Below are 13,327 nucleotides of genomic sequence, written 5' to 3'. Positions count from 1 at the left end.
AACAGCCCGCGCAAGTACGTCAGGCCCTTCACCCGCTGATCCGCCCGCCGCAACGGCGCGAACACCTCCGCCGCGAACGACTCCAACCGCCCACGTAACAAAGACAGTTCCCCCGGCGTCATACCAACAGCAAACCGCCGGAAACAACCCTTGCCAAGGCCACATAACAAAGCACTACTAGCGCACGGCGTCCTTGAGGGCGACGCCGATGTCCGCGAACTTCGCCTTGTCCACCGCGGCTCCGTTCTGTACGAGCTTGCGGCCCTGGGCCAGGTCGCGCGGCCGGGCCACGCTCAGCAGCGCCACGAGCGCGTCGCCGGCGAACCAGCCCGCGGTCCATTTGCCGTCCTCGCCGGGCCCGCGCACCAACAGCTCGTCGCCGGCGGTGTGGTGGCCGACGTACTGCACCATGCGCCCGAACTGGTCGGACCAGAAGTACGGCACCGGGTCGTACGCGGCGTCGCCGCCCATCAGGTTCGCCGCCACCGTGCGCGGTGCCTGGAGGGCGTTGTCCCAGTGCTCGACGTGCATGCGCGTGCCGTAGCGCGGCGACTGGAACACCGTGCAGTCGCCCACCGCGTACACGCCCGTCGCCGAGGTGCGCAGGTGGTCGTCGACCACGACCGCGCCGCGCTCGTCGAGGTCCACCCCGGAGTCCGCGAGCCAGCCGGTCTCCGGGGTCACGCCGATGCCGACCACGATCACGTCGGCGGGCAGGCGCGTGCCGTCGGTCAGGTGCACCGCCCCCGGTTCGAGCCGGTCCACGCGCGCGTTGAGGAGCAGTTGCACGCCCGTTTCGCCGTACCACGGCACGAAACGCGCGCCGATCTCGTCGGGGAACGCGCCCGCGAGCGGTACGTGCAGCGCCTCGACGACCGTGGTGCGGCAGCCGAGCGCGGCCGCGGCGGTGGCGACCTCGGCGCCGATCCAGCCCGCGCCGACGATCACCACGTGTGTGTCGGGGACGAGCGCGGCGCGCAGCGAGCGGGCGTCGTCGATGGTGCGCAGCACGTGTACGCCGGGCACTTCGTCGGCACCGGGCAGGTTGACGACGCGCGATCCGGTCGCGATCACGAGCCGGTCGAACCCGATCGTCCCGGCGTCGGTGTCGACCTCGCCGCCCTCGGCCCCGTCGTGCAGCCGCAGTGCGGTGGCCGTGCGGCCGAGCAGGAGTTCGACGCCGAGGGCGTTCCAGTCGGCGTCGAACGAGGTGTCGTCGGTCTTCCCGGCGAGCACTTCCTTGGACAGCGGCGGCCGGTCGTACGGTTTGTGCTCCTCGGCGCCGAGCAGGGTGATCCGGCCGGTGTACCCCTGGTCGCGCAGCCCCACGACAGTCTGCAGGCCGGCCATGCCGGCACCCACGACAAGCACGTTCTCCATGGCCGGAACCTTAGGGGGCGACACGTGTCGTGCCACCGGCCAAGAGTTTGATTGAGGCAAGGATCACGCGGAAGGGGGTTCGCCTCCCCCGCACCGCGCCCGGGCCCCGCACCCGGCACCGGGGATCGCGCCGGGGTTCCCGCGGCGGCCGGAGGTAGGGTTGACATCTCACGGGAGCCCGGTGGGACCGGGCTGAGAGGGGAGCTGTCAGCTCCCGACCGTCCGAACCTGATCCGGGTCATGCCGGCGTAAGGGAGTGTTCAGCAACCATGGCTTTCCCAGGCCCCTCGGCCGACGCCGTCGTCATAGGCGGCGGTGTCATCGGCCTCTCCATCGCGTGGCGCGCGGCGCTGCGCGGCCTTTCCGTCACGGTCCTCGACCCCGCCCCCGGGCGCGGTGCGTCGCACGCCGCCGCCGGGATGCTCACGCCGGTCTCCGAGCTCCAGTACGGCGAGGAGTCCCTGCTCCGCCTCAACATGGCCTCCGCCGACCGCTACCCGGCGTTCGCCGCGGAACTGGCCGACGCCTCGGGCCTGCCGTCCGGGTACCGGGCGTGCGGCACCCTCGCGGTCGCGCTGGACGCCGACGACCGCGCGGTCCTGAAGGACCTGCACGCGTACCAGGAGCGCCTGGGCCTCGCGTCGACCTGGCTGACCAGCCGCGAGTGCCGCCGCCTCGAACCGATGTTGTCCCCGGCCGTCTCGGGCGGCCTGCACGTCGAGGCCGACCACCAGGTCGACAACCGGCGGCTGGTCGCCGCACTGCTCGCGGCCTGCGAGCGCGCCGGCGTCACGCTGGTCCGGGCGCGGGCCGCGGCGCTGCTCACCGACGCCGACCGGGCGACCGGCGTACGCCTGGACGACGGCACCGAACTCGCCGCCGGGCAGGTCGTGCTCGCCGCCGGGTGCTGGTCGAACGCGGTCGAGGGGCTGCCGCCCGGCACGCTGCCGCCGGTGCGCCCGGTGAAGGGCGAGATCCTGCGGCTGCGGGTTCCGGAAATCTTCGCTCCGTTCCTGTCGCGCAACGTCCGCGGCGTCGTCAAGGGCGGCAGCATGTACCTGGTGCCGCGCGAGGACGGCGAACTGGTGGTGGGCGCCACCGAACACGAACTGGGCTACGACACCGAGGTGACCGCGGGCGGCGTGTACGAACTGCTGCGCGACGCGCACGAACTCGTCCCCGGCATCACCGAACTCCCGCTCGTCGAGACCCATGCGGGCCTGCGCCCGGGGACCCCCGACAACGCCCCCGTCATCGGCGCCGCCGAACTGCCCGGCCTGGTCCTGGCAACGGGCCACTACCGCCACGGCGTGCTGCTGACCCCGGTCACCGCGGACGCGGTCGCCGAACTGCTGGCCGAGGGAACCGTCCCCGAGGTCGTACGCCCCTGGGGCCCGGGCCGCTTCACGGCAACGCCGCGGGACGCCGCGACCCGGCCGGGCACACCACCCGGTCCGGGCGACCCGCACCAGGACCGGGGCCAAGGACCGGACCAGGAGCCGCACAAGGAGGTGTCGTACGCATGACCGTCCAGCCGACCGAACCGGTCTCCGTGAACGGCGAGCCGCGCACGCTCGCCCCCGGAACGACGGTGGCCGCCCTCGTCGCCACCATGACGACCGCGGCCAAGGGCGTCGCGGTCGCGGTCAACGAGGACGTCGTGCCGCGCAGCGCGTGGCCCGTGACCGTGCTCGGCGCGGGCGACCGCGTCGAGGTGCTGACCGCAGTCCAGGGAGGATGACGACGTGGCCACGATCCCGAACGGGACCGACGACAAGCTCGAACTGGGCGGCGAGGTCTTCACGTCGCGGCTGATCACCGGCACCGGCGGCGCCCCGAGCCTGGACATTTTGGCAGCCGCGCTGGTGGCCTCCGGGACCGAGATGACCACCGTCGCGATGCGGCGCCTCAACCCCGCCACCTCCGGGTCGGTGCTCGACCTGCTGCGCCGGCTCGGCATCCGGACGCTGCCGAACACCGCCGGGTGCCACACGTCCGGCGAGGCCGTGCTGACCGCGCGCCTCGCCCGTGAGGCGCTGGAGACGAACTGGGTCAAGGTCGAGGTGGTCGCGGACGAGCGCACGCTGCTGCCGGACACCGTCGAACTCCTCGACGCCGCGGAGCGGCTGGTCGACGACGGCTTCACGGTCCTCGCGTACACGAACGACGACCCGGTGGTGGCGCGCCGCCTGGAGCAGGTCGGCTGCGCCGCGGTGATGCCGCTGGGCTCGCCGATCGGCTCGGGCCTGGGCATCCGCAACCCGCACAACATCCGGCTGATCACCGAGCAGGCCGGAGTCCCGGTGATCCTGGACGCGGGCCTCGGCACCGCGTCGGACGCCGCGCTCGCGATGGAGCTGGGGTGCGCGGCGGTCATGCTGGCGTCCGCGGTGACACGGGCCCAGGAGCCCGCGCTCATGGCGGCCGCGATGCGGCACGCGGTGGACGCGGGGCGCCTGGCGTACCGGGCCGGCCGCATCCCGCGGCGGCACTATGCGGAGGCGTCCTCACCCGCCGACGGACTCGCCGAGATCCCCGCCTTCTGAGGTCTTCCGGGCGATTGTCACGGAACCCCTGGAGAACCACGCGTAGCTTTCCCACCAGCGGGAACCAGGGGGAGAAGGTATATGACTGACAGGTCATCAGTTGCCGGAACCGACCGGTGGTGTGACCCGTCCCTGACAGGGTGACCGTAAAATCCCAACCGTGGACATGACTATGGACGACCCCCTCGTCGGGCGACTGCTCGACGGCCGTTACCGGGTGGAGTCCCGGATCGCGGCGGGCGGCATGGCCACCGTCTACCGGGCCCTGGACACCCGTCTGGACCGCACGGTCGCGGTCAAGGTGATGCACCCGGCGATGGCCGCGGACGCCTCCTTCACCGACCGCTTCATCCGTGAGGCCAAGTCGGCGGCACGGCTCTCGCACCCGAACGTCGTCGGCGTCTTCGACCAGGGGCACGACGGCGACGTGGTGTTCCTGGCGATGGAGTACGTCGAGGGCCGCACGCTGCGCGAACTGCTGCAGGACCTCGGCACCCTGACGCCGCGTGAGGCGTTCGGCGTGCTGGAGCCGACACTCGCCGCCCTCGGCGCCGCGCACCGCGCCGGCTTCGTGCACCGCGACGTGAAGCCGGAGAACGTCCTGATCTCGGACGACGGCGGCATCAAGGTCGCCGACTTCGGCCTCGCCCGGGCGACCGCCACGGCGGCCTCCGCGGCCACCGGCAAGGTGCTCGTCGGCACGGTGGCGTATCTGTCGCCCGAGCAGATCGAGCGCGGCGCGGCCTCGCCGATCTCGGACGTGTACGCGGCCGGGATCCTGCTGTACGAGATGCTGACCGGCCGTCAGCCCTACCAGGGCCGCTCCGCCGTCGAGATCATCTACAAGCACGTGCACGAGGATGTGCCGCCGCCGTCGCGCGTCGTGCCGGGGCTGTCCCCCGCGCTCGACCGCCTCGTCGCCCAGGCGACCACGCGCGACCCGGAGCAGCGGCCGGCCGACGCCGAGCAGCTGCTGTCGCTGGTGCGGCAGACCCGGCAGCACGAGATGTCGGACGCGGAGCTGGACTTCGGCGCGGCCGAGCGCGTACTGCCGCCGCCGGCCCCGGCGTACGAGGAGTTCCCGGAGTACGCCTCGGAGTATGCGGGCGCCTCCGCGTACCCGCCGCCCCCCTACGGCAGTTACCCCGAAGACGGCGCGAACCTCACCCGCCAGGTCGAAGTTCCGCTCGACCTCGGCCCGTTGGGGCTCGGCACCGAATCGATCCTGGACGAGCACCCGCACGGCGCGTACGCGCACCAGCACCTCGGCCCCGACGACCCGGACGACCCGTACCCCGGCAAGGGTGCGGCCCGCCGGCGCCGCGGCCCGTCGCGCGGCGTGCTCGCGTTCATCGCGGTCGTCGTGGCGGCCGCGGTGATCGGCGTGGTGGCGTGGCGGCTGGGCGCCAACAGCTCGGCGAAGGTCCCGGCCGTGCTGAACCTGGCGAAGGTCGACGCGGAGAAGCGGGTCAAGGACACCGGCCTGGAGGTGCGGATCACCGAGGCGTTCAGCGAGACGGTCCCGCGCGACCTGGTCATCGGGACCGACCCCATCCCGGGGCGCAACGTCGACAAGGGCACGGTCGTCACGCTCACGGTCTCGCTGGGGCCGGAGCGGCTCGCGGTGCCCGATCTCACCGGTCAGACGACCGACCAGGCCAAGCTGGCGCTGGAGGGGGCCGGCCTGGTGCTGGGCGACACGCGGCAGGAGGACAGCACGCTGGAGCCCGGCCAGATCGTCCGCACCGACCCGGCGACGGGCACCCTGCTGTCCCGCGACACGACGGTCGACATCGTGGTGAGCAAGGGCCGGCCGGTGGAGGTGCCGAGTCTGATCGGCCTGACCGAGGGCGCGGCGCGCGACGCGCTGGAGGACCGCAAGCTCAACCTCGTCGTCGACCCGACGCCGGTCTTCTCCAACGACGCCCCCGCGGGGATGGTCGCCGCGCAGTCGCCGACGGGCGGCACGCTCTACCCGGGGTCGACGGTGTTCGTGGCGATCTCGAAGGGCCCGGACCTGGTCGAGGTGCCGAAGGTCGACGGCAAGAGCGAGGGCGAGGCCAAGAGCATCCTCGAGGCCGCGGGCTTCAAGGTCGACGTGCAGAAGCTGTTCCCGATCGGACCGGGCAACGTGACCAGCATGAACCCGGGTGGCGGCAACATGGCGCCGCGCGGGTCGAAGGTGACCATCAACGTGTTCTGACCGGGGCTCCGTACGACGGGGGCCGGGGCTACCGGAGGTCCCGGCTACCGGAGGTCCCGGCTACCGGAGGTCCCGGCTACTGGAGGTCCCGGCTACTGGAGGTCCGGGCCCTCGCCCTCGCGCTCCTGGTACGAGTAGCGCTGCTCCTGCCATGGGTCGCCGATGTTGTGGTAGCCGCGCTCCTCCCAGAACCCGCGCTTGTCGGCGACCATGTACTCGATGCCGCGGACCCACTTGGGGCCCTTCCAGGCGTACAGGTGCGGCACGATCAGCCGGACCGGGAACCCGTGTTCCGCGGTGAGCGGCTCGCCGTCGTGGTGGGTCGCGAAGAGCGTGCGCTCGGTGGCGAAGTCCAGGATCCGCAGGTTGGAGCTGAAGCCGTACTCGGCCCACACCATCACGTGGGTGACTTCGGGGGCCGGCGGCGCTATCGCGAGGATGGTCTCGGCCGACACGCCGCCCCACTCGTTGTTCAGCATGCTGAACTTCGTGACGCAGTGGAAGTCGGCGACGACCGTGGTCCGCGGCAGCGCCGAGAACTCCTCGTGGTTCCACGCGTGCTTGTCGCCCGACGCGGTGGCGCCGAAGACCCGGAAGTCCCAGGTGTCGGGCTTGAAGCGCGGCACCGGACCGTAGTGCAGGACCGGCCAACCGCGCTGCAGACGCTGCCCCGGGGGCAGTCGGGGGTCGGGACCACCGGTGGCCGCCGCACCGGCAGACCCACCCGCCGTGGCGGCCCTGCCGCCCGCCGGATCGCTGCCCCCCTGCCCCGCTCCGGTATGACCCATGTCCTCTATGGTCCCAGACCCCCGGGGCAGGTCACGACCGCCCCCGGCGCCGCCCGAGGCCTCCGAATACCTCGTCGGGTATACGGCATTTACGGCAAATACCAATTAATAACCCTTGCTAGGCAAGGCTTCCCTTCGTGGAACTTAAGGCGCATGAGGTGACAGCATTCACATAACCGTGATCACGTACGTCCCTGGTACCTCACGGATCCCGCCGCCCACCGAGTCGGAAGGTGCATCGCGATGCACGGCGACCCCCAGATCCTCGAGCTCCTGAACGAACAGCTGACCGCCGAGCTCACGGCAATCAACCAGTACTTCCTGCACGCCAAGCTGCAGGAGCACTGGGGGTACACGAAGCTCGCACATTGGACTCGCCACGAGTCCATCGACGAGATGAAGCACGCGGAGAAGCTGACCGACCGCATTCTCTTCCTGGAGGGCCTGCCCAACTACCAGCGCCTCAACGCGCTGCGCATCGGGCAGACGCTGGAGGAGATGTTCCGCGCCGACCTCGCCGTCGAGATGGAGGCGATCGAGCGCCTGCGTGGCGGAATCCTGCTCATGCGCGAAAAGGGCGACGCGACGTCGGCCAACATCTTCGAGGACATCCTCGCGGACGAGGAAGGGCACGTCGACTACCTGGAGACCCAGCTCGACCTGCTGAAGAAGCTGGGCGAGCCGCTGTACGTCGCCCAGCTCATCGAGCAGCCGGACAGCTGACCCGGGCGCCCCGGGTCCGGAGCCAGGCTCGCCACCCGGTACTGCCGGGGCCCGCGGGGCCCGGCGATCGGCACGGGTGTCCGCCCGACTTCTTCGAGGGATGTCTTCCGGCCACGTGACGGAGACCTCTCTTCACTTCCCACCAGGGGTGAGGTTACCCTTACCTTAGTAACTTCACCCTTGGGGGGACGTTCCGTGTACGTGTGCATCTGCTTTGGCGTGACCGACACACAGGTCACCGCTCAGATAGACGGCGGCGCGCGCAGCATGCGCGAGATCGCCGCCTCGTGCCGCGCCGGAACCGACTGCGGTCGTTGCGTCAAGACGATCTCCGCGATGATCCCCCGCGACGACACCCGCGCATGCGACGGCTGCACGAAGCGCTGCGGCCGGATATGCCGAGCCGACCGCTCCTCCGCCGCCGAGCCGGTCACCGAAACGGCCGCCGTCTGCGGCGACCTGCTCGATCTGCACGGCGTCGTCGACCCGGCCGACCGCACCGCGGCGCCGCAGCCCTCGCCGGTCACGCTGGTCGCGGTACCCCTCGCCGTCGTGCGGACGGACGCCGGCTCCCAGGTCGCCTGACCGCACGCCGCCCGTCAGGTCCCGTCGGCCCTCACCCGGTGCGGCGCCCCCGCGCCGCACTCTTGCGTCACACCGCGGAAACCGCGACGACCTCGGCCGCCTTCGCACACGCCGACGCATCGACGTCCATGTGCGTGACCAAACGGATCAGGCGCGGCCCGAACGCCGATACCAGCACCCCGGACTCGCGGCAGCGCGCCGCCACCTCCGCTGCTTCCGGACGCGGCTCCGGCAGCAGCACCAGCACCACGTTCGTCTCCGGCGCCGCCACGTCGAGCCCGGCCTCGGTCAGGCGGTCGGCGACAAGTGCCGCGTGCGCGTGGTCCTCGGCCAGGCGGTCGATGTGCCGGTCGAGCGCGTACAGTCCGCCTGCCGCGAGGATCCCGGCCTGCCGCATCGCGCCGCCCATGCGGTGCCGCATGCGCCGCGCCTCGGGCATCCGGTCGCCCGGCAGCAGCACCACCGAACCGGCAGGCGCGCCAAGGCCCTTCGAGAGGCACACGGACAGCGTGTCGAAGAGTTCGCCGTACGCCGCCAACGGCGTCCCGGTCGCGACGTGCGCATGCCAGATCCGCGCCCCGTCGCAGTGCAGCGCCACGTCGGCCGCCGACGTCAACTCCCGGATCGCGGCGAGCTGTTCCAGCGGATAGACGGACCCGCCGCCGCGGTTGTGGGTCTGCTCGACGGCCACCGCACGCGTCCCGACCGTGTACGGGTCCCCGCGCCGCAGCAACCGTGCCACGTCCGCGGGCTCCAGAAGCCCGCGCGGGCTCAGCGCCGTCCGGGTCTGCACACCGCCGTGCCACGCCGCCGCGCCGTCCTCGTGGGCCACGATGTGCGCGTCCGCGTCGAGCACCAGTTCCTCGCCGGGGCCGACCGACATCCGCACCGCGATCTGGTTCGCCATGACGCCCGTGGGCGTGAAGAGGCCGACGTGCCGCCCGCCGAACAGTTCCGCGACGCGCTCCTCGAGGGCGCGTACGGTCGGGTCCTCGGCGTAGACGTCGTCACCGACCTCGGCGTCGGCCATCGCGGCCCGCATCGCGGGGGTGGGACGGGTGACGGTGTCGCTGCGGAGATCAATCACGGTTCCAGCCTGCCATCCGGACATGGCGAAGGGGCGTACACATTGCCGCGTACGCCCCTTCGCCGCCGATTCATCGCATCGCCGCCCGCTCGGGCGGCTCCGCGGACCTTGCGGATCAGTGCCCCCGGTACATCTCCGCGACCAGGAACGCGAGGTCGAGCGACTGGCTGCGGTTGAGCCGCGGGTCGCACGCCGTCTCGTAGCGCTGGTGCAGGTCGTCGACGAAGATCTCGTCGCCGCCGCCGACGCACTCGGTCACGTCGTCGCCGGTCAGCTCGACGTGGATGCCGCCCGGGTGGGTGCCCAGCGCGCGGTGCACCTCGAAGAAGCCCTTGACCTCGTCGAGGACGTCGTCGAAGCGACGGGTCTTGTGCCCGCTGGACGCCTCGAACGTGTTGCCGTGCATCGGGTCGCACACCCACGCGACCTGCGCACCGGACGCGGTGACCTTCTCCACCAGGGTCGGCAGCGCGTCGCGCACCTTGCCCGCACCCATGCGGATGATGAAGGTCAGGCGGCCGGCCTCGCGGTTCGGGTCGAGCTTGTCGATCAGCGCGAGCGCGTCCTCGGGGGTCGTGGTCGGGCCGAGCTTGACGCCGATCGGGTTGCGGATGCGGGACGCGAACTCGACGTGCGCGCCGTCCAGCTGACGGGTGCGCTCGCCGATCCAGACCATGTGTCCCGACACGTCGTACAGCTCGCCGGTCCGCGAGTCGACGCGGGTCAGCGCCGACTCGTAGTCCAGGATCAGCGCCTCGTGCGAGGCGAAGAACTCGACCGTGCGGAACTCCTCCGGGTCGACGCCGCACGCGTGCATGAAGCGCAGCGCGCCGTCGATCTCGGAGGCCAGGCGCTCGTAGCGCTCGCCCGAGGGCGAGAGGGCGACGAAGTCCTGGTTCCAGGCGTGCACCTGGCGCAGGTCCGCGTAGCCGCCCGTGGTGAACGCGCGGACCAGGTTGAGCGTCGCGGACGACGAGTGGTACATCCGCTTCAGGCGCTCGGGGTCCGGGATGCGCGCCTCGGGGGTGAACGCGAGGTCGTTGACCGCGTCGCCGCGGTACGTCGGCAGGGTGACGCCGTCGCGCGTCTCGATGCCCGAGGAGCGCGGCTTGGAGTACTGCCCGGCCATGCGGCCGACCTTGACGACCGGTACGGAGGCCGCGTACGTCAGCACCACGGCCATCTGCAGCAGCGTCTTGAGCTTGTTCTTGATCGCGTCGGCGGTGTTGCCTACGAAGGTCTCCGCGCAGTCGCCACCCTGGAGCAGGAACGCCTCGCCCCGGGCCACCGAGGCCAGGCGGCCCCGGAGCTGATCGCACTCGCCGGCGAAGACCAGCGGCGGATAGGACGCGAGGTCCGCGAGCACGTCGCGCAGGGCCTCGGAGTCCGGCCACTCGGGCTGCTGCGCCGCCGGGAGGGATCGCCAGGTGTCGATGTCGTTCGCTGTCACCCCCCAAGGTTAAACAATGCGGCAAGGCATTAAGAGCGGTGACCGAAGAACGAGACGAGGGTCTCCTGCCCGGGAGATCGCGCCTCCGGTTCCGGCCAGTTCGCGCGGCCGTCGCCGAGACGTTCTGGGGGACATTCGGAGCACGGTCGGGCGGCGATCGGAGGGGGACGGTCGGCGAGGGGCGGCGCGGCCGGCGCCGCGGAGTGGGGAACCGACCGGTCCCGGACCGTCGCGCCGCTGTCGTCCGGCGGCCGGCACCGGCTAGAGTGGCCCGCATGATCGCGCGTTCCTGCACTGCGTACTCCTGGTGGTGGCCCCGCTCCGCGGCGGCCCCGCTTCTTCGCGATCTCTAGACCTCTCCAGGACTCCTGATCCCGACGGCCGCCCGATGGGCGGCCGTTTCGCGTCGGGGTCGAGGACGCGGGACCGGGGCCCGTCGGACGGTACGTCCCGACCCGAATGGGACACCCCGTGACGACCGCGCTGACCACGGCCGAACTGCTCGCTCCCCTCTTCTCCGCCGCCCCGCCGCCCTTCGCGCTGATCCGCCGCGAGGGCGCCGACCACCTCGACCTGCTCTTCGGCGAGGTCGTCGAGGTGCCGACGCTCGACGCGGTGCCGCTGCCGGACCTGGACGGGCCCGGTTCCGGAGCCGGCTCCGGAACCGGCGAGGGCGCCCGGCACGACGTGTTGGCCCTGATCCCGTTCCGGCAGATCCGCGAGCGCGGGTTCGAGGCGTTCGACGACGGCACGCCGCTGCTGTGCCTGCGCGTCGCCTCGCAGGCGTCGCTGCCCTTCGCCGAGGTGCTCGCCGCGCTGCCGGACACGGCCGTCACCCTGGCCGGCGGCGGCTTCGACGTCGACGACGAGACGTACGCCGGGATCGTCGAGCGCGTGATCGCCGACGAGATCGGGCGCGGCGAGGGCGCGAACTTCGTCGTCCGCAGGGACTACCGGGACCGGCTCGTCGACTACGCGCCGGCCACCGCGGGGACGCTGCTGCGGCGGCTGCTGACCCGCGAGAGCGGGGCGTACTGGACCTATCTGATCCACACCGGCGACCTGACGCTCGTCGGCGCGAGCCCCGAGCGGCATGTGAGCGCGATCGGCGGCGAGGTGGTGATGAACCCGATCAGCGGGACGTACCGCTATCCGGCGGGCGGGCCGGACCGTGCGGGGCTGCTGCGGTTCCTGCGCGACGGCAAGGAGGTCGACGAGCTGTTCATGGTCGTCGACGAGGAGTTGAAGATGATGAGCGAGGTGTGCGACCTGGGCGGGCGGGTGCTCGGGCCGTACCTCAAGGAGATGGGGCACCTCGCGCACACCGAGTACGTGCTGCGCGGCGAGAGTTCGCTCGACGTGCGGGCGATCCTGCGCGGCACCATGTTCGCCCCGACCGTGACGGGGTCCCCGCTGGAGAACGCCTGCCGCGTCATCCGACGCCACGAGCCGACCGGGCGCGGCTACTACTCGGGTGTCCTGGCGCTGATCGGCCGGGACACGGATAACCGACGGACCCTCGACGCACCGATCCTGATCCGCACCGCCTACATCGAGCCGGACGGCGCACTGCGCGTCCCGGCGGGCGCGACGCTGGTCCGGCACTCCGACCCCGCGAGCGAGGTCGCCGAGACCCACGCCAAGGCGGCCGGGGTGCTGGCCGCGCTCGGCGTCGTGCCGGCCTCGGCCCGGTCCGGCGGCGACTCCCCCGTGCGGCTCGCCGACGACCCGGAGGTGGGTGCCGTACTCGGCGCGCGTAATGCCGGCCTGGCCCCGTTCTGGATGACCGCGCGCGACGACCAAGCCCTGCGTGCACCGGAGTTGGCGGGGCGTCAGGTCCTGGTCGTGGACGGCGAGGACACCTTCACCGCGATGCTTGCCCACCTGCTGCGCACGCTCGGGCTGCGCGTCACGGTCACGCCGTACGACGAGGTCTCCGCGCGCCGGGTCACCGAGGCCGAACTGCTGCTCGTCGGGCCCGGGCCCGGTGACCCCAGGCATGTCCTGGACCGCAAGATCCGCACAATGGGCGCCGCGGTACGCCGGCGCCTGGACTCCGGCGGACCCATGCTCGGCGTCTGCCTCGGGCACCAGCTGATCGCCGCCGAGCTGGGCCTGCGGCTGGCCCGCAAGGACACTCCGTACCAGGGCAAGCAGGTCGACATCGACTTCTTCGGCCGCCCCGAGAAGGTCGGCTTCTACAACACCTTCACCGCCCTGACCCCCGAACGCCCGCTGTACGGCCTGGAGTTCAGCACCGACGAGGACGGCGGCCAGGTCCACGCCCTGCGCGCCAAGGGCAGCCGCCTGGCGGGTCTCCAGTTCCACCCGGAGTCCGTCCTCACCAGGAACGGCCTCGACATCGTGCGGGAGACCCTCGCGGCGCTCTGACCGCGAGCACGTGCGCCGAGCCCCGCGCCAGGTGCGGCCGGCCCGGGATCTGGCGCGGAACGCGATGTGCAGACCGCGCGGTTCGGCTAGATCGGGGATCTCCGGGTGCGGAAGCATCGCGCCTGTCGTGGGGTACGCGGCGGCAGGCCGTCCCGCCGGACCGCACGACCGTCG

Annotated in this window: 11 protein-coding genes and 1 riboswitch; of the genes, 7 read left to right on the top strand and 4 right to left on the bottom strand. The window is 72.0% G+C overall.

Translation table 11 applies throughout. From position 1 onward, the window contains the following. Positions 1–177 precede the first annotated feature (177 nt). Entirely contained in the window at positions 178–1,380 is a 1,203-nt protein-coding gene (locus ACWD12_RS38485; protein ID WP_450103523.1) for an NAD(P)/FAD-dependent oxidoreductase, read from the bottom strand. A gap of 160 nt (positions 1,381–1,540) precedes the next feature. Next, positions 1,541–1,653: riboswitch (TPP riboswitch) on the top strand. Between ACWD12_RS38485 and thiO the strand changes: the two genes are divergently transcribed. The 4 genes from thiO (at position 1,650) to pknB (ending at position 6,129) form a co-directional block, all read left to right on the top strand. After that, the gene (gene thiO, locus ACWD12_RS38480; protein ID WP_450103522.1) at positions 1,650–2,906 is read left to right on the top strand and encodes a glycine oxidase ThiO; all 1,257 of its coding nucleotides are present in this window, start codon (positions 1,650–1,652) and stop codon (positions 2,904–2,906) included. It overlaps the preceding riboswitch by 4 nt. Further along, on the top strand, positions 2,903–3,121 hold the full coding sequence (gene thiS, locus ACWD12_RS38475; RefSeq protein WP_358350718.1) for a sulfur carrier protein ThiS: 219 nt from the start codon (positions 2,903–2,905) through the stop codon (positions 3,119–3,121). Before thiO ends, thiS begins: the two co-directional genes overlap by 4 nt. 13 nt (positions 3,122–3,134) lie before the next feature. Continuing rightward, positions 3,135–3,926 (top strand): thiazole synthase, encoded by a 792-nt coding sequence (locus ACWD12_RS38470; RefSeq protein WP_450103526.1) that lies wholly within the window; start codon positions 3,135–3,137, stop codon positions 3,924–3,926. Positions 3,927–4,092: 166 nt separating this feature from the next. Beyond that, complete coding sequence (gene pknB / locus ACWD12_RS38465) at positions 4,093–6,129, top strand: Stk1 family PASTA domain-containing Ser/Thr kinase (RefSeq protein ID WP_450103525.1); 2,037 nt, start codon at positions 4,093–4,095, stop codon at positions 6,127–6,129. A gap of 92 nt (positions 6,130–6,221) precedes the next feature. Here pknB and ACWD12_RS38460 read toward each other — a convergent pair whose 3' ends face one another. Further along, the gene (locus ACWD12_RS38460; RefSeq protein ID WP_450103521.1) at positions 6,222–6,917 is read right to left on the bottom strand and encodes a sulfite oxidase-like oxidoreductase; all 696 of its coding nucleotides are present in this window, start codon (positions 6,915–6,917) and stop codon (positions 6,222–6,224) included. Positions 6,918–7,160: 243 nt separating this feature from the next. On the opposite strand from ACWD12_RS38460, the gene bfr reads away from it, so the two are divergent. Next, a complete protein-coding gene (gene bfr / locus ACWD12_RS38455) occupies positions 7,161–7,640 on the top strand; it encodes a bacterioferritin (RefSeq protein WP_358350723.1) in 480 nt (159 codons plus the stop codon). A 219-nt stretch (positions 7,641–7,859) separates the two neighbouring features. After that, positions 7,860–8,225, top strand: coding sequence for a (2Fe-2S)-binding protein (locus ACWD12_RS38450; protein ID WP_450103520.1), 366 nt, complete (start codon positions 7,860–7,862; stop codon positions 8,223–8,225). A gap of 67 nt (positions 8,226–8,292) precedes the next feature. Here the strand turns inward: ACWD12_RS38450 and ACWD12_RS38445 are convergent, their stop codons facing one another. Further along, the gene (locus tag ACWD12_RS38445) at positions 8,293–9,312 is read right to left on the bottom strand and encodes a threonine aldolase family protein (RefSeq protein WP_450103519.1); all 1,020 of its coding nucleotides are present in this window, start codon (positions 9,310–9,312) and stop codon (positions 8,293–8,295) included. Positions 9,313–9,427: 115 nt separating this feature from the next. Next, positions 9,428–10,762, bottom strand: coding sequence for a class II 3-deoxy-7-phosphoheptulonate synthase (locus ACWD12_RS38440; protein WP_358350728.1), 1,335 nt, complete (start codon positions 10,760–10,762; stop codon positions 9,428–9,430). A 459-nt stretch (positions 10,763–11,221) separates the two neighbouring features. Between ACWD12_RS38440 and ACWD12_RS38435 the strand changes: the two genes are divergently transcribed. Beyond that, the gene (locus ACWD12_RS38435) at positions 11,222–13,153 is read left to right on the top strand and encodes an anthranilate synthase family protein (RefSeq protein ID WP_450103518.1); all 1,932 of its coding nucleotides are present in this window, start codon (positions 11,222–11,224) and stop codon (positions 13,151–13,153) included. Positions 13,154–13,327 lie beyond the last annotated feature (174 nt).

This window comes from Streptodolium elevatio, from assembly GCF_053592165.1.
The sequence above is the reverse complement of the archived record's forward strand: the minus strand, read 5'-3'. Positions and strand labels throughout refer to the sequence as shown.